The sequence below is a fragment of the Gilliamella mensalis genome, from assembly GCF_900103085.1.
GTDB classification, from domain to species: Bacteria; Pseudomonadota; Gammaproteobacteria; order Enterobacterales; family Orbaceae; genus Gilliamella; species Gilliamella mensalis.
Map to the genome: position 1 here is coordinate 169,239 of NZ_FMWR01000014.1, position 17,363 is coordinate 186,601.

Consider the following 17,363-nt stretch of genomic DNA (forward strand, 5'->3'; position numbering starts at 1 on the left):
GACAATAGGAATAATGCAATGCCTCATATTCTTTATCTAGATACCGAAACATACAACGAACAACCGATTAACAAAGGTGTGTATGCGTATGCCGAAACGGTAGAAATTATGCTATTTCAATACGCGTTTAACGATGGACCTGTTTACGTTGTGGATTTAGCAAATGGCGGAAAGCTACCCCAAGAAGTGATCAACCTTTTGTTAAATCCCGAGGTGCTGCTATTTGCCCAAAATTCAATGTTCGATAGAACCATATTGACACGCAGTAACTTATTTAAAGATAGCCCCGATATTATTGACGCAATCAGTAAGCCTGAGCGTTGGCGGGATAGTATGGTTATTGCCTACGCGCATAGCCTAAAAGGTGGGCTAGATGATTTGTGCGGTATATTCAAACTTGAAACAGACAAAACGAAAGATAAAGAAGGTAAAGCTCTTGTTCAACTGTTTTGTAAACCTCGACCTAAAACCAACAAAATCCGCAGAGCTACTAGCAAAACCCATCCAGAAGAATGGGATAAATTTAAGCACTACGCTAAACAAGATATCGTTTCAATGCGTGAAGTGGTTAAAAAGATGCCCAACTGGAATATGTGTGAAGGTAGCACCGAATTAGAGTTTTGGCATTTAGATCAGCGAATTAACGACCGCGGCGTGTGTATCGATGTGGATCTAGCGACAAAAGCAGTTGAGTGCATTAATTCAGAACAACAACGGTTAGCCGACGAAACGCACAACATGACGGACGGCGAGGTGCAAACAGCTACCCAACGCGACGCAATGCTACGGCATATTGTTGGGGCGTACGGCGTTACGTTAAATGATTTAACGGCATCGACGATAGAACGCCGATTAAACGACCCCGACTTACCGGACGGGCTGAAGGAATTACTAGCAGTTAGACAGCAAGCAAGTACAACAAGCACCAGCAAATACAAAGCGTTACTAAACCGTGTTAATAGTGATGGACGTTTACGTGGTACGTTGCAATTTATGGGGGCACCACGCACCGGGCGGTGGGCAGGTCGAGGGTTTCAGCCTCAAAACCTAACTCGACCTACTATGGCAGAGTGGGAAATCGAAATCGGTATCGATGCGATCAAATCAGGCAACGCCGACCTACTAACCGATAATATTATGAAGTTAACAAGTAACACCTTAAGAGGCTGTATTTGCGCACCAGAAGGTAAAAAGTTAGTTGTCTCGGACTTATCAAATATTGAAGGTCGAGTACTTGCATGGCTCGCCGGTGAAAGCTGGAAGATAAAAGCATTCCGTGATTACGATAAAGGCGACGGTCACGATCTCTACAAATTATCTTATGCCAAATCGTTCGGTGTTAGCCCTGACAGTGTCACCAAAGACCAACGCCAAATAGGTAAAGTCCAAGAATTAGCGTTAGGTTATGAGGGTGGTGTAGGCGCATTTATCACATTCAGCACAGCTTACGGTATAGATCTTGACGCAATGGCGGATTTAGCCGTTGCCAGTATAGATGAACGAATTATGTACGAAGCAAAAAATGCGTACGAATGGGCTGAAAAAAATAAACGCACCTACGGGCTGTCAGCTAAAGCTTACATAGTTTGCGATGCATTTAAACGTTCTTGGCGAGAAGCACACCCCCATATAGCTAATTTTTGGAAAGAGCTAGATTATCAGGTGCGTTCCGTAATTACCGGAGCAATTAGCAATGCATATATACACGACAAACTAGTTATTGACAAAATCGGTGCATGGCTACGCATTCAGCTGCCGTCGGGGAGATACCTATGCTACCCCGGTGCGCGTATCGAAAACGACAAAATCAGCTACATGGGATTAAATACATATTCGCGTAAATGGGAGCGTATAAACACCTATGGCGGAAAAATTGCAGAAAACATCACACAAGCCGTTGCGCGTGATGTGATGGCGTGGACAATGCCACGCATTGAGCAAATAGGCTTTAACATCGTACTAACAGTGCACGATGAAATCATCACCGAAGCACCAGACGTACCCAATTACTCTCACGACTATCTTAGTCAAATATTATCAACCCCACCCCGTTGGGCGAAAGATCTACCACTTGCCGCTGCGGGTTTTGAATCTTACCGATACAAGAAGGATTAAAACATGACCAGACTAAATAAAGATATTAAAGCTAAAATTTTACAAAACGCAATAAACGCCGCCCCAGTAACTAAAAGGTTAGAAGAAATAGAGGCGATGAAGTATCAATTAGCCGTTGACATTTACGACAGTGTAACAGCCGGACATAACCCTAACGAATATGCACGGCAATTAAGAGAGATTGTAGAAAAATCGCCGTTTTATTTAGGTTTACTCGAAGACAAAACCGACGTAGCAGAACAAGATTATATTATATGCGCGTTTGGGGGCATGCAAGAATATTTATATTTTCCAGATGACGGTAAAACCCGGTATAAAGTAGCGCGCAAAAATTTGCGATTTACAGCAGATCATGATTTCTCTATTCGGTTTACGAAAATAGAGCCGGAATTAAAAAAATGCGAAGAAGAACGAGATAGTCTTGGAATAGATATACAAACAATCCTAAACAGCTGTTCGACAGCTGCCCAACTTGAAAAATTCTGGCCAGCTTCGGTTAATTTTCTTGAGGGTTGCGAAGTGTGCGCTGAAATTAAGGGGGTTCCCGTTGTCCTAGTTAACGATCTTAATGCTAAGTTGGGTATATATGCGTGAATCCGTTATCGAAAAAAACCTTGTCCGCCAAGTCGAAATCCTTGGCGGGATCACGTATAAACTATCCCCAATCGGTCGTGCAAATAAACCCGACCGGTTAGTCATGCTACCAGGTGGAAAGGTCCTTTTTGTTGAATGTAAACGCCCCGGAGGAAAGCCCCGCGCGGGGCAAGTTAGAGAGCACGAACGTTTACGCAAGCTAGGCTTTCGTGTTGAGGTTTTAGATTCACACGATGTGAGGTTTCTATATGAATAACAAACCCTTTACCCCCCGCCCCTATCAAAACCTAATTGTAAACCATCAGTTAGATCTACTTCGAGGCAATACTTGGGCAGGTATGGGCATGGGGAAAACATCATCTACATTATGTGCGTTAGATATCGCGTACATGTGTGGTTACTACGCTGCCCCGACATTAGTTATTGCACCGCTCCGTGTGGCGCAATCGACATGGCCCGATGAAGTAAGCAAGTGGGACTTTAAAAATATTAACATTCAGCCGATTGTTGGCACACCTAATCAGAGAATACAAGCACTAAAAAACCGACACGCGAACATATTTACTACTAACTACGAAAACCTACCATGGTTAGCCGAAACACTCGGCGATAGCTGGCCGTTTCAGCAAGTAGTAGCGGACGAAAGCACAAAGTTAAAATCGTTCCGGTTACGCGGGGGTGGCGTTCGTGCTTCATCATTACGAGGTATAGCATTTAAAAAAGTACGGTGCTGGCAAAACTTAACAGGCACACCAGCCCCAAATGGTCTACTCGATTTGTGGGGGCAGAATTGGTTCATTGACGGCGGACAACGTCTAGGTCGTACAATTGGTGCGTTCACAGATAGATGGTTTAACAAAACCCCAATCGGTGATTACTATAAAATTACACCAACTGAATTTGCGCAGGAACAAATACAAGAACGGCTCAAAGATGTTTGCATTACATTAGAAGCCAAAGATTGGTTCGATATTAGCGATCCTATCACCACACCCGTTTATGTTGATCTACCCGATAAACTACAACGGCAATACAAACAGCTTGAACGTGAAATGTTTTTAGAAATTGGCGATAACGTAATCGAAGCGATGAATGCTGCATCGAAAACGATTACGTGCTTGCAGTTTGCGAACGGTGCAATCTATACCGACGTAAATCGCAACTTTACAGAAGTGCATGACATGAAAATTCAGGCACTAGAAAGCATAGTAAACGAAGCCAACGGCATGCCTGTACTTGTCGCTTATCACTTTGAACATGATAAAGTTAGGTTACTAAAATCATTTAAACAAGCAAGGTTACTCGACAACGACCCCAAAACCATAAGGGATTGGAATGCCGGTAAAATACCAATACTTCTAGCTCATCCAGATAGCGCCGGGCACGGCTTGAACTTACAAGACGGCGGTAACATACTAGTTTATTTCGCACATTGGTGGAACCTAGAAAGCTCAGATCAGATACTTGAACGAATAGGACCAACCCGTCAAGCGCAATCAGGCTATGACCGCCCCGTCTTTGTTTATGAAATTATCACCCGCGGTACCGTCGATGAAGATATTATCCGCCGTAAAAAAACTAAACGTAGTATGCAAGAAATACTACTCGAATCAATGAAAAAGAAAGGATATTAACGCCAAATTTGGCAATATTTAAGGGGATCCATGAATATTAATGAACATTATATGACTTGGGATGATGTTTGTCTTGCAGTGAATAGGACTAAGCCCACTATTTGGAGGTGGGTACAAAAAGGCGCATTCCCAAAACCTAAATATAGAAAAGCGGACGGTCTATTAATAGGCTTTGCTCGTAACGAAATTGAACATTATTGTAGAACTGGCGAAGTCCTGCAATAGACATAGCACCGACCATCTACCCCACCTATGATAAATCTTTACAAAGCTCAAAATTGAGCTTTGTCTTTATAGTTGTCATAGTACTAAATAGAGTTAATCTTTTGTTCCCACGTCGATATCAATTCTTGCTTTTCTTTCCAATAATCATATCGGTCATAATGCTTGCTAGATACACCTGGCATTTTATGATTTTGTAAACGATCTCGCATTTCCGAACTAATACCCATTGCGCCAGCTAATGTTTTAAATGTACGACGGATATCTCTCGGAGTAAATGGTTGCATGTTTTTTCTTTTACAGTACTTTCTTATTTGTTTGCCAAATTCAGACGTTTCTAAATGACCTGATTTAGTTTTAGAGGGGAATATAAAACCTTTATCGCTTTTAATTTCTTTAAGCTTTTGAAGAATAGTTTCACATAGTGGTACTACATGAAAATTTTTCATCTTTGATAATTCTGGTGGAATGGTTAATTCTTTATTATTAAGATCTACATTATCCCATATATTAGCGATAAGTTCCCAAGGTCGTTGTCCTGCAGTATAGATACATAATAAAGTTAAAATTCTAAAATCGGGATGTATTACGGATTCTTCTAATGGCTTATTGCAATCATCAATTAATTCTTTTAGTTCTGCCCAAGATAAAAATCTATCCCCTGCTTTTTCTACTCCTTGCTGTTTAGGTACAACGGTCACCGGGTTCAAATCTAACCCATAGATAGCGGAATTTCGGATATTAGCTGGATCATTATCCGCTTTTAAACCATAATTAAATGCGGCATGTACAGCTGCACGAATTTTATTAGCTCCAGCCAATGCTCCTCTGTTTATCACCTCAGATAACATTAATTTAATGTCTGTTGATGTTATATCTTTAGCTGCTTTATTTCCGTCAATAAATTTACTATCCAAAACTTGATTGAGTCTGTTTTCTGTTGTACCCCAAGAACGCTTACCCGTTGACTTCATATTATTAACATAATCGGTAAATAATTGCGATAGCGTAACTAGGTTTGATTCTTTCTTATTCAGATTGCTGAGTATTTGTTGGCTCTTGTTAATCGCTTCGGCAAGCATAATAACGGGATAATCACCAAGATTGACAAATTTCGCTTTTTTGTTTTCATAGTATCGGAAAACAAATACTTTACGGCCAGAAGGGAAAACTCTTATTCCGATGCGCCCTGTATTTTTTGTTTCAGTGTCATGCCAAGAGTAATAGTCTTTCCCCCTCGGTTTAAGTCCTTTGATTTTGCTGTCTGTTAATATCATAATTTAAAATCTACTGCTTAAGTTAACTGCTTAAGTTAGGTTGTAATATAATGCATTATTTGTGATAAATTTGCAATTATATGCAACCATTTTAAATACTTAATTAAATGATTTTTAATAAAAATAAAACAAAAATAAATTAAATTTAAAAAAAAATAAATTTTAAAGATTTGGACTTCTAAGCCGTAGGTCACAGGTTCGAATCCTGTAGGGGACGCCATTTAATCAACAAATTATACCGAATTTTATTATTCAAAAATGATTTTATTGTTTGAGTTTCGATTAAGCATTTATATCAAATAATACTGTAATTTTTTATTAAAATTATTTATCAACAGCAAGGCAAGACGCAAAATTTATTCCTATAAAGATTTGTCAAGAATGATGGAAAAACAATTTTTATTGTATAGCCTTACCAACTTTACAACAGTAAGCAATCTTGTTACGATCAAATATATAGCGCTTGTGGTGTATTTAAATTTTTGTTTGCTTATTCAGTTAATACTGATACCGCAATATGTAATTTGAAGCCTTTAGTTTTAATCCCTCGTTTCAGAACGCTTTTTTGGCAAATTTCAACTTTTTAAAACCATATAATGACCTTGATTTTTATATGTCAAGTTGATATATTTAAGTTCATTAGATAGGTTTCTTTCTCCTTTGAACTACTTTAGAATGCAGGTGGCTAATAAAAAGTAATAGAATTAAAATGAGTGTTCTTCTATGTTTCTTTTTTCTTCTTAAATTCTCAGATTACTTTATGAATTTCCTCATTTTGCTAGCTAATATTGTAGGTTATGTTACATCAAGAGTCAGTGCTTTTTATATAAAATATTAACATTTTATATTTTTGGAGTTATTTTTTAAACGGATTTTATGAAAAATTTTTTTATTTTATTTTTGTTTGTTCCTTTTATTGTGCACTCAACACAAAATTTTAATACCGCAAAAACTAAGCTCACTAAATTGTACAAATCGAATCCAAAGCAAACTACGTTCTATTGCGGATGTGAGTTTTCTTGGGCTGACAAAAAAGGGATTGTTGATTTTGGTAAATGTGGTTATGTATCACGAAAAAATTTGAATAGAGCTTCGCGTATTGAGTGGGAGCATGTCATGCCAGCCGAAAATTTTGGACGTCACCTGCAATGCTGGCGAGACGGAGGACGTAAAGCTTGTAAAAAAGATGTTACGTTTAACGTTATGGAAGGTGATATGCACAATCTACAGCCTGCTATTGGTGAGGTAAACGGTGACAGATCTAATTATCGCTATTCACATTTCACTAAAGAATTTAACCAATATGGTCAATGTAAATCAGCCGTTGACTTTAAAGAAAGAAAATTCCAACCTCGAGACGAGATTCGAGGAACAATAGCACGCACATACCTCTACATGTCAGATAAATACAATATCAACCTATCAGATTCTGAACATAAATTAATGACTGCATGGAATAAAATGTATCCACCAAAAAATTGGGAATGCGAGCGCAATCAACAAATAAAAAAAATACAGGGTAATGATAATAAAATTATTACTGCACAATGTAACTAATTAAATTATACCGACGAAAGTCGGTTTTTAATTAATTGGGCATGACAGAGTTACGTTATCATGATTTATGGTATGAGAGAATTAGTCGATTTTTATGACATGGCTTTTCTATAGAAGAAGTACTTAAGCAATAGGAATAGAAATTTACAAATACTCTAGAATATTTATATTGGCCCATCCCCGAATCAATTACATGCTAAATAACACAAAATACCTTAACTAATGTGTAGTAACTAAACCTTAATATAACTGTCCGGTTGTCCCGAACAGTTATATGCTTCAATCAAAATTACGCATTAATAATGCATAATTAAGATCTATATCTTCCTGTATTGGAATATAAACAATATGACCATCCCCTAATCCTGCTGGAACAGGTTGTCCTTTTTTGTTTTCCATACGTTCAATAATGAAAGTTTTATTACCTTTTGGGGTCATCATTTCAACACTATCCCCAACCGAAAATTTATTTTTCACAATAACTTCAGCTAAACCATTGAGTCGCTCACCACTAAACTCACCAACAAATTGTTGTCTTTCTGAAACCGAATGGCTATGTTCATAATTCTGCATTTCTTCATGCTTATGGCGACGTAAAAATCCTTCAGTATAGCCTCGATGAGCAAGAGCATTAAGTTCTTGTAATAAACGAGGATCAAAAGGTTTACCTTCACTCGCCGCATCAATTGCTTGGCGATACACTTGTGCCGTTCTTGCACAATAATAAAAAGATTTGGTTCTTCCTTCAATTTTGAGTGAATGTACGCCAATTTTGGTTAAATCGCCTACTAGCTCCACAGCTCTTAAATCTTTTGAGTTCATAATATACGTACCATGTTCATCTTCAAAAGCTTGCATATATTCGCCTGGACGCCCTGACTCTTCAAGCATGAATACTTTATTGGTTGTTTGACCAATACCTAATGTTGGCTCAACTTGTTGCACTGGTATCGGTTCACATTTATGAACAATTTGCCCTACTTCGTCTTCTTTACCTTCAGCGACTTTATATTCCCAACGGCATGCGTTAGTGCATGTCCCCTGATTTGAGTCACGCTTATTGATATAACCTGAAAGCAAACAGCGCCCAGAATAAGCCATACATAGCGCACCGTGAATAAATACTTCTAATTCCATTTCGGGCACTTTTTCACGGATCTCAGCAATTTCATCCAGTGATAATTCACGTGATAATACCACGCGAGTTAATCCCATTTGATGCCAAAATTTTACCGTTGCCCAGTTAACTGCATTGGATTGTACCGATAAGTGAACTTCCATTTCAGGAAAATGTTCACGAACTAACATAATTAACCCCGGATCTGACATAATAAAGGCATCGGGTTTCATGTTTACAATGGGCTCTAAATCTCGAATAAAAGTTTTTAACTTAGAGTTATGTGGTGCTATATTAACCACTACATAAAACTTTTTGCCTTGGGCATGAGCTTCGTTAATGCCGATCGCTAAATTTTCGTGATTAAATTCATTATTACGAACTCGCAAGCTATATCGGGGTTGGCCTGCATAAACAGCATCTGCACCATATGCAAATGCATAGCGCATATTTTTTAAAGAACCTGCTGGAGAAAGCAGTTCCGGTTTTTTATATAAAATTGTCATTAAAAATGCCTCTGATTTCAGGTCAGTATTACTTATTAGTAATAGGTTAAGCAAAATAGGATGCGCATTTTACGCTTTAGCCTATCAGTTGGCAAATTTATTATATAGCCAAGCTATACAAAGAAAAAACAGCACTCACCAAAACGTATTTTTATTAAACAATATAAACCTATATCTATTTATTAAAAATAAAGCATTTATTTTAATAACATTACTCGTTATTATTTAACAACGTTAAATATTCATTCCAGCGATATTCTCGAATTGGCATAGGATTAGCATCTTTAAAATATAAAATTAACGCAGGTTTAATACCATTCCAATTATCCACAAATTTATAGCTTACAAGATGACCATCCTTGATTAATTTCTTTGCTTTAGCATGATAATTAAAGTAACTCATAGTTCATCACTCCTATTGATAAATTAGGTCAAAAATACGACTGTTAAAATAAATATTAATTTATTTGAATTAATAGGAAAGCGCGTCACAAAGTCGAACTGAGGTGGATGGATTTGCAATCCGAAAACATATTATTATAAATCAACAAATTTAAAAAATAACTTAGAATATACAGGGCTTTTTATTGAGTTTTTCATTGTTAAATATCAATAAGTTATTCAGTTATATTCTTACATATTTTAACAATTTTGCAGCCTTTTTCTCAAAATTTCACTTCACAAATTCATTTTCGATCATCATGATAACAATAAACTACACACTACCAATCTATATTAGAATAACTCCGGAAAATTACGGAATAGAGCTATCGGGCGAGTGCTACATCATTAACAGCGAAGACGAACACCATTATATGTTCTATCAAACGACAAGAACACAATATGACATCGCTTTTTGATGCTATATGATGCTGTTGAGTACCGTAAGTTGAAAATTGATGGAATTATTTGTTAATATTTAAGTTATCTAATTAAATTGAGTAGTTCTATGAAGTATATACACATTATAAGATTTTTATTAACGCACGATTTAACGCATTTGAAAGAATGCTGGTTTGTTGAACTCACATCAGGTAAAAAAATAACTATTTATAGAGTTCTGAAATCGTATCTAAAGACCCGATCGCTACAAAAAATTTATTTATTCTGGTGGAGATTAGCAAACGAAATGTATTTATATGGTAGTAGCAAACAAAAAGATGTCGCCAAAAAAATTCAACCACAATTAATTAGTAAATTTGGTATTGATATAATGTTTGGCGCAAAAATTGGTAAAAATGTATCATTAGTTCATCCTTTTGCGATCGCAATAAATAAAAATGTAACTATTGGAGAAAATCTGACAATACATCAAAATGTAACAATAGGACAAAGTCACAGTCCGATGGGTTTAATCATTGGTGATAATGTCATGATCGGTGCCAATTCCGTTATATTAGGTGGTGAAATAAAAATAGGCAATAATGTAAAAATCGGCGCGATGTCATTTGTCAATAAAGATATTCCAGATAATTGCACTGTTTATACACAAAAAGCAAATACAATTATCCGGAATGATTGATTATTACTGTAGTTTTTCTGGCCACTCGATATCTGGCGCAGCATCAACATCAATACGATTCAATAAAGCACGGTATTTTTTCCACGCTGTGTATAACACTTTTTCTTCATCGGTTGCAATATCAGTATCAATTGCATCTTGTAGATAATCAATCTGTGTAGTAGCTTCACTTAATAGCTGTTTTTTTTGTGCTATTGCTACAGCTACATAGTGCTGATGCTGCTTATTTTCATCTAACACCCACTTTTCACCGTCCCAAGCATCAAACTCAGAGTTTGGTTTTAACAGTGTGTAACTCGCCGGAATATCGCCTATTTCTGTTACTGTTGATTCTGCGCCATTTTTTATTGAGTAGATTTTTTTACCGCGGTAATCAGTCGGATATATCCATTTATCGCCAACTCTAACTATTGCTTTACCGTCCTTAACTGATTTCGGCGCATCTAAATATGAGCTAGCCGGTACACCAACACCAACTGGCAAATATTGATGTGTTGAACCAAGGTATTCACCAGTGATGCAATCAGCATGATAAATCACCACCCATCCGGCGGTGATTGTTAGTCCCGCATCATTTAAAACTGCTGCCGATGGTTGTAATTGATATTTCATTACATAAATCTCCTAAAATTAAAATTATTCTGCCTTAACTATATACATAAATGCGACGTTTCTCGGTCTGTTTTCATCTGCGACCGGAACAACTCTCGATACATTAAAATCTACTAAACCGTGTTCGTGATAACCGTAATAACCTGGTCCATACAATCTAATGTCAGTTAACGCGAATGCCCCGGATTGAGCATCTTGATTAAATGCCCCAGCTGAGCTTTTAAATGTTCCTGTAATATTTCTGATAGCATCCCCTTGCCCACTAAGTAACGGACGAAACGGATCTGAGCCGCGACCGCTATCCCAGCCTCGAATGAATTCACCTCGTAAATCGGGCAAGCGGCCATTCGGATAAGCAGTTGCCAGCCGAGGAAATGAATTTATGTCAAAAGATGAGCCGTTGCACTCGAGATAACCGGTGGGTGGAATGCCAAAAGGAGAGGGTAAAGGGATGCCGGGCGGAAATGATCTATCTCTAATAAACTGCTCTAAACCGAGAATATGCGATGCATCAATAAAACCATTACACAAACCATCACGATTAAACTCCCACGCGAACCCTTTTTTTACAGTGTCGTACATTCCGACAACGCCGTCATCACGCATTAATAGATAAAAACGTTTGTCGCGTGAATACATTCGTGATTCGTTATCGCCGGATGTAAAATTGTCGATTATATTTAATATCGACGTTCCGTTAATTTTTACGTCGTTTTTAAATTGCCACTCGTTCAATGGCTCTACATATCGTAAAAATTTGACCCATTTTTTTAACCCGGGGTCATAGCGCTCCAAACAAAAACTGCCGTCAGCATAAGTTCGCTGCTGCCATGCTTGTCCTGCGCTATTTTTAAATTGTATTGCCGAATTATCACCGTTGTTAATAACTAAATTACCGGTCATTGTGTCACCACGTTTTTGTACAGCACTCAAGGCCAAATCATTCGCTTTTTTAACCGCCAGAGGCGTGGCTGCATCAGTTTCAGATGTGCTATCTGTTGCTGAGTTTAATTTAACAATACCGCTTTGTGTTGTACTTGCATTAGATATTTCAGCTTGCGTTTTTTTCCATTTTGTAGTTCTTTTTGAAGGTGCCACATTCTCATTTTCTGCTATTGCGGTATACAAAATACCATTATATTTTACAATTGCATTAACTGGATATAAGACTTTATCACTCCATTCTGGCACACCCTGTTGTAATAAATACAGCATATTTTTATCGACACGATTAAATGCGCCGTTCATCCATTCCATTGGTGGTTTTGAAGCGGTCTGATCGATAGTAACACCCCAACCTCTGCTTACATCTGGAAATGCTGAAACCTCTCCTTTTTTTGCTGAATCCGCAAAAATTAAATAGTCTGGTTTTTCTTGAATTTTCATGAATTAATTCCTATTTCTTGAAGTCTTACAAATTTACCTAAATTGAATCCGTATGATCGTTTGTCATGATTGAAACCAAATGGTTCGTTATTGACTAACACTAAGTATCGATATATAACACCAATTGGACGTACCAAAATATCCATTTTGCTGATTGCATATAGCGTTATTGAATTAAGATGCTCACCGTTAATCAAAATATTCATGGTCATATTTTGCGAATCAATGATGTTTCCATGTTCACCAATAACGAATTTAATTGATTTGACAATGTTTGATATCTCACCATTCTGGTAATTTTTGGTGATTCGCGCTTTGATAAAAAAACGATAGTTACTGTCATTTAAAACGACTGATGCATGTAATGCGTCACCATGCCGATAAAAATCACCTATACCAAACGACAGCGCAGCTTTATCTTCGAGCCAGCCAAAATATTCTTTAGCAATAGCTGTAGGCAAAACTCTTGATACACCTACATGACGACCAACCAGATCCAACGCATAGCCTGTTGCGTCGTCAATACTGAGAATGTCTGCTACTTGAATAACGTTTTTGAATGTATTGTCGGTTTCTTTGTAAATTGCCCTGATAGTACCTAAAGCTTTTGGTTTAGTTCGATATTGCCAGATGATAAAATTCTCTCTACTCATCAATTAGCACCTCAACACTATTTATCTGAGCATATTCTCGATAACCGATATTAGCAATATTTGAGCCATTAACCGTGAGTGATTTAATATAAAAGCCATCAACTAGATTAATGCTAGAGATAATACGTGATGAGTAAACATTTTCGCCTATTTCAAAACCTAAATTCTTTAAGTTAGTTTTGATTTGCTCGGTATTAATATCATTAAATGATTTGTAACGACCAATCACCATTGATACCTTAACATCAATTTTTTTTGGTCTGTCAAAATAAACTTTTCTCGGGATATCATCTAACAGATAAGAAGTCTCAATTTTACCAAACAGTCCACAGCCACCAATTTTTTTCTTAGTGATAACTTCTGCTATTTTTTCATCATCACCGCCAAGAATAACGGCGTTAAATGAGTGCGCAGGAACACCTTTTTCATCGGTTTTATTCGTGTAATTTTCGTAAACCTTGCACTTTGTTACACCTGTGATATTCATCAACGCTGACTGTATGCCTTGCCGTTCATCGTAGTTATTAATTGAGTGCGATAACATGAACCGTTTTAAAAGCTGTGCATCCGTTTCTTCATCAACTCCACCATAGCTTTTTGTATTTGCTGTGACTTTATCAACGCCGATAATAATTGTGCTTGGCGTAAATTCATCTAACGCATTGACATTATAATTACCGAGTTCTAACGACCTGAATTTAACATAGGCACTACCCAGATCGTTTAATGTTATCTGTTCTGTCGTTACCCATTTATTTTTATTTTTATCGATATAGATTGAATTGCTCGGTATTGCCGTTTTTGGTGAGCCCGTGAAAATAACCTCATCAATATAAGAATACGATGCGGTGATACGTGTTAGTCCTGCATACATGGCTCGCTGTTCAAGCCAATGCCCCGTTGCTTGATACGGATCTAACATCTGAATAATAAAAGAAACTGCTTGATGAATATTTGCAAGTTCTTGCGAAAAGAACCCAAGCAATTGACCATCAGGTGTATCGCTATCAAGGTTGACATTTTCGCCGTAAATCGACTTAAACTTGCTAACTAATCGATTTTGAATAGTATATAAATCATCAATTTCGACGCCCTTATCTGTTATCTGTAACATTGAATGATGCCTCGTTGGTTTTATTATATTTATCGGTGTAACTTATTTGGATTAGAAATTGTCGAGTATCTCTATCTAACAAAATATCGAAGCTATCGATATTGATCACACCATCAACTTTAAAAATTTCAGCTTTTACATCTATTTCTAACTGTTTTGTGTTTGGATTTTTAGTCAGATAATCAAACCAGGCTATACCGTCCTCCCGATTTAAAAACCAATCACGCTTTAATGCTAATAATTTAGTTTTCACGCATTGTGCTATCGCATCAGAACTATCTAAATAGTTACCTAAACCGTGCCCGAACGTCCAATCGTGATTATTATCAAGCTGTCTTACAATCATGTCGGTGCTCCCGTTTTTTCGTTACCGCTTTTTACATCTGTGTGCGTATGCTTATTTAAATCAATGCCTTTATTTGTCTTAACGTTTTCGGCGGTGATAATTCCTGAGCTTGTTGTATTTCCGTCAGTTTGACTATAGCTACCTGTTTGTACAGTATCGCCATGGTGCATAATATTGCCTTTTATGTAAATTGTGCCCTTTGTTAATCTAATATGCGTTGCACCATCGTCTGTTTGCATAGACACCCCATCATGATAAAAGTCAGGAATTTTATTAGGTATGCTATTGCAACCGACGATAAAAAAGCCATCACTAAGATCATTAATTCGGTTGTCTAATGGTTTTACCGAATTTCCCGATGCAAACCAACCGTCTATACAGCGACTAGAAAAAACTACTAATCCTTCATCACCTGCTTTTATCGGCACAGTAATGCAAAAACCACCTGCATGGGGAAATTGAGCGGGGACATCAACTAGTGGAGGTATTGTTATTTCTTGCCCATTTGCCATAACTCTGTTAATCATTACCTGACAGCTAACCGTATGACCATTAAATGAAATAACTTTTGCCGGTAATGCTGTGTATATGTTAGATTGAGCGCGTTTGATTTGACGTTCGATGGCTTCAAATAATGAATCTGTCATCTTTTCTCCAAGCAATAAAAAACCCGCCGAAGCGGGTTAGGATCTAATAATAATTGTTCTAAAATTAATTTATTAATAAATAACAATTTTAAATTTAAAGCATTTATCTATCTATAATAAAGTTATTATTAACCATTATATTAAAAACCTGATCTGCATTTGATTGATCAATAGTTTTTCACGATAAAAAAACTCTTCCTAGGGTTTGATTAAATTTTTATTGTTTCTTTATTTCAAATCGCTTGTCATAATCTTCATAAACTAGCGCACCACCGTGATTAGTTATCGCTAATACAGAAACATCAGAAAGTTTAAATGTCTGAGCTTTACCAGCTACTAACTGATACCAAGAATACGGAAGATAATGTTTAGCATCAGCAAAAACACCATGAACGACAATGTCTTGATTTCTGTCTAAATCATTGTTGACTGTTATTTGAACTGAAGGCTTAAAATTAGAAAAAGAAGCTTTTTGTTGTTGTTCGATCTTACTTCTAAGGCTGTCTGAAATCAATACAATCATTCCACCGCCAAATCCTCCGTTTCGTATTTGTATATCCCCAGTTAAATCTTTACCGCCGACAGTTATCGGAATTTCAAATAACGCTTTTGAGTCCATTTTCTCACGATAGCATTCTACATATTTTGCGTCTGTAAAAATATTTGAAATTGTTTTTTTTGCATCTGTTACATCAGATGATTCTTTTCTTGAGTCATTAAAATCTGTGCATGACATAACTTCAACAACAAGTTTCGATTGAACTGTTTTAGCGGTTTCACTATTGACATCACTCAAATTTACGGTTGGAGCTAACTCTACCTTACAACCAGACAACAATGCGACAGATATTAACCCCATTAGTATTTTTTTCATGTGTTATTTCCTGTTTATCAGATAAATAAAACAAAATAACAAATTAATCATACTTTTTCAAATTTTCCGCCCATGCAAACCAATTTACTATGCCAGTTAGAACCATATAAATCGCCGTTATGCTCTATTGATTTGATTTTATAATCGCCGTTATATTCTGTCTGTTTTGATTCAACGCTAATTAATGAACCAATTCTGTAATGAGGATTACACAGTGTTGTAATTTCTAGTCCATCGTTGCTTTTTTGGGGGCAGCCAATCATGCCAGTATTCCTAGAAATAACCCACCCAGCATCATTGGCAAGCGCTTTACCTTTGGGTATAACAACTAGCTGATCATCTTGTATAGACCAGTCAGCGTTATTGTTTATAGCTATTTTATGCATAGCCTCGCGTGTGTCGCACATAAGTACTTTACCGCGAGGTAATACTCTATCATTAGGTAAATCAATGTTACCTTTTTGAACGCCAAAACTACTCACTGCTTCATTTAGAAAGTCACTATCTTTTTGCCCTTTTTGCAAAGTTTTAATGATTGTTTTTTCGTTATATGCTCGATGACCGTCACCGCATCGCATTGTTGTAATGATATCTTGCCCAGAGAATTTATTTTCAACAGTCAAAATATCGCCACAAAATATCAAACGCAGAACATCTTCTTGATAGCAGACTGATAATTCTAAAAAATGATATTGTTTGCTAGTAATGAGATTACGAGTTGAATCATTAAGATTATAAATTGATATTTCACCCGTGTTCGGCTCGGAAGTGAGTGTTTTTTTAATAGAAAAAGTAACACGCAACCTATCGATTACAATAGATTCTTTTCGATTACCTATTTTAAGTTCTAGAACTCGACCGAATTGCCTCACGATATTCACCTTTAGACTTAATCAACACTTGCATTCTATTATTTAAATCATCTTTAGATATAGCATTAATTCCAAACCCTGACTTGTCATCTAAAACCAACACAAAAGGTAAATTAAACTCAATTAATGATGGACTACCGACAGAAAGGCCTTTATTTTTTGTGATATATTCATCTTTATCAATATCAAATAAATCAAATTGATATCCTGTTAAAATTGCGTTATATCTCATCGTTAACCGTAAATTCATATCGTATAGCGAGAATGATTGTTCTAACACATCATCGGTCGTTGTTTGAATTATATACACCATAC

At 36.8% G+C, this 17,363-nt stretch carries 19 protein-coding genes; 7 read left to right on the forward strand and 12 right to left on the reverse strand.

Annotated features, from left to right (window positions below; translation table 11 throughout):
• Positions 1 to 18 precede the first annotated feature (18 nt).
• From BQ5209_RS08215 to BQ5209_RS08235, 5 genes are read left to right on the forward strand one after another with little or no spacing between them, the layout of a single operon-like run.
• Positions 19 to 2,115: a DNA polymerase gene (locus tag BQ5209_RS08215; protein ID WP_085248053.1), complete on the forward strand. Its 2,097-nt coding sequence runs from the start codon at positions 19 to 21 to the stop codon at positions 2,113 to 2,115.
• Positions 2,116 to 2,118: 3 nt separating this feature from the next.
• Entirely contained in the window at positions 2,119 to 2,709 is a 591-nt protein-coding gene (locus BQ5209_RS08220; RefSeq protein ID WP_085248054.1) for an Nmad5 family putative nucleotide modification protein, read from the forward strand.
• Positions 2,684 to 2,965: a PDDEXK family nuclease gene (locus BQ5209_RS11045; protein WP_085248055.1), complete on the forward strand. Its 282-nt coding sequence runs from the start codon at positions 2,684 to 2,686 to the stop codon at positions 2,963 to 2,965. The genes BQ5209_RS08220 and BQ5209_RS11045 overlap by 26 nt, the downstream gene beginning before the upstream one ends.
• Complete coding sequence (locus BQ5209_RS08230) at positions 2,958 to 4,343, forward strand: SNF2-related protein (protein WP_085248056.1); 1,386 nt, start codon at positions 2,958 to 2,960, stop codon at positions 4,341 to 4,343. The genes BQ5209_RS11045 and BQ5209_RS08230 overlap by 8 nt, the downstream gene beginning before the upstream one ends.
• Before the next feature lie 30 nt (positions 4,344 to 4,373).
• Entirely contained in the window at positions 4,374 to 4,568 is a 195-nt protein-coding gene (locus tag BQ5209_RS08235) for a helix-turn-helix transcriptional regulator (RefSeq protein ID WP_085248057.1), read from the forward strand.
• Between the two features lie 83 nt (positions 4,569 to 4,651).
• Here BQ5209_RS08235 and BQ5209_RS08240 read toward each other — a convergent pair whose 3' ends face one another.
• Positions 4,652 to 5,842: a tyrosine-type recombinase/integrase gene (locus tag BQ5209_RS08240; protein ID WP_085248058.1), complete on the reverse strand. Its 1,191-nt coding sequence runs from the start codon at positions 5,840 to 5,842 to the stop codon at positions 4,652 to 4,654.
• An 876-nt stretch (positions 5,843 to 6,718) separates the two neighbouring features.
• Here BQ5209_RS08240 and BQ5209_RS08245 point away from each other — a divergent pair.
• Entirely contained in the window at positions 6,719 to 7,399 is a 681-nt protein-coding gene (locus tag BQ5209_RS08245) for an endonuclease (protein WP_085248059.1), read from the forward strand.
• A gap of 279 nt (positions 7,400 to 7,678) precedes the next feature.
• Here the strand turns inward: BQ5209_RS08245 and trhP are convergent, their stop codons facing one another.
• Both trhP and BQ5209_RS08255 read right to left on the reverse strand, forming a co-directional pair.
• Positions 7,679 to 9,022, reverse strand: a complete 1,344-nt coding sequence (trhP, locus tag BQ5209_RS08250; protein WP_085248060.1) for a prephenate-dependent tRNA uridine(34) hydroxylase TrhP — start codon at positions 9,020 to 9,022, stop codon at positions 7,679 to 7,681.
• Between the two features lie 211 nt (positions 9,023 to 9,233).
• Positions 9,234 to 9,425, reverse strand: a complete 192-nt coding sequence (locus BQ5209_RS08255) for a thermostable hemolysin delta-VPH (protein ID WP_085248061.1) — start codon at positions 9,423 to 9,425, stop codon at positions 9,234 to 9,236.
• Positions 9,426 to 10,151: 726 nt separating this feature from the next.
• On the opposite strand from BQ5209_RS08255, the gene BQ5209_RS10880 reads away from it, so the two are divergent.
• Positions 10,152 to 10,544: a serine O-acetyltransferase gene (locus tag BQ5209_RS10880; RefSeq protein ID WP_167370333.1), complete on the forward strand. Its 393-nt coding sequence runs from the start codon at positions 10,152 to 10,154 to the stop codon at positions 10,542 to 10,544.
• Between the two features lie 3 nt (positions 10,545 to 10,547).
• On the opposite strand, the gene BQ5209_RS08265 is transcribed toward BQ5209_RS10880, so the two are convergent.
• The 9 genes from BQ5209_RS08265 to BQ5209_RS08305 all read right to left on the reverse strand — a co-directional run bounded on the left by BQ5209_RS08265 (position 10,548) and on the right by BQ5209_RS08305 (position 17,361).
• The gene (locus BQ5209_RS08265; RefSeq protein ID WP_085248063.1) at positions 10,548 to 11,156 is read right to left on the reverse strand and encodes a tail fiber assembly protein; all 609 of its coding nucleotides are present in this window, start codon (positions 11,154 to 11,156) and stop codon (positions 10,548 to 10,550) included.
• A 24-nt stretch (positions 11,157 to 11,180) separates the two neighbouring features.
• The gene (locus tag BQ5209_RS10885; protein ID WP_085248064.1) at positions 11,181 to 12,542 is read right to left on the reverse strand and encodes a phage tail protein; all 1,362 of its coding nucleotides are present in this window, start codon (positions 12,540 to 12,542) and stop codon (positions 11,181 to 11,183) included.
• On the reverse strand, positions 12,539 to 13,195 hold the full coding sequence (locus BQ5209_RS08275) for a baseplate wedge 1 family protein (RefSeq protein WP_085248065.1): 657 nt from the start codon (positions 13,193 to 13,195) through the stop codon (positions 12,539 to 12,541). Before BQ5209_RS08275 ends, BQ5209_RS10885 begins: the two co-directional genes overlap by 4 nt.
• On the reverse strand, positions 13,188 to 14,309 hold the full coding sequence (locus BQ5209_RS08280) for a baseplate J/gp47 family protein (RefSeq protein ID WP_085248066.1): 1,122 nt from the start codon (positions 14,307 to 14,309) through the stop codon (positions 13,188 to 13,190). Before BQ5209_RS08280 ends, BQ5209_RS08275 begins: the two co-directional genes overlap by 8 nt.
• Positions 14,290 to 14,655, reverse strand: a complete 366-nt coding sequence (locus BQ5209_RS08285; RefSeq protein WP_085248067.1) for a contractile injection system sheath initiator — start codon at positions 14,653 to 14,655, stop codon at positions 14,290 to 14,292. Before BQ5209_RS08285 ends, BQ5209_RS08280 begins: the two co-directional genes overlap by 20 nt.
• On the reverse strand, positions 14,652 to 15,302 hold the full coding sequence (locus BQ5209_RS08290; protein WP_085248068.1) for a Gp138 family membrane-puncturing spike protein: 651 nt from the start codon (positions 15,300 to 15,302) through the stop codon (positions 14,652 to 14,654). Before BQ5209_RS08290 ends, BQ5209_RS08285 begins: the two co-directional genes overlap by 4 nt.
• Positions 15,303 to 15,519: 217 nt before the next feature.
• Positions 15,520 to 16,176 carry a DUF7424 family protein gene (locus tag BQ5209_RS08295; protein ID WP_085248069.1) on the reverse strand — a complete coding sequence of 219 codons (657 nt, stop codon included), beginning with the start codon at positions 16,174 to 16,176 and terminating at the stop codon, positions 15,520 to 15,522.
• Positions 16,177 to 16,223: 47 nt separating this feature from the next.
• Positions 16,224 to 17,048, reverse strand: coding sequence for a phage protein (locus BQ5209_RS08300; RefSeq protein ID WP_085248070.1), 825 nt, complete (start codon positions 17,046 to 17,048; stop codon positions 16,224 to 16,226).
• Complete coding sequence (locus BQ5209_RS08305) at positions 17,017 to 17,361, reverse strand: phage baseplate plug family protein (RefSeq protein ID WP_143421880.1); 345 nt, start codon at positions 17,359 to 17,361, stop codon at positions 17,017 to 17,019. Before BQ5209_RS08305 ends, BQ5209_RS08300 begins: the two co-directional genes overlap by 32 nt.
• Between the last annotated feature and the right edge of the window lie 2 nt (positions 17,362 to 17,363).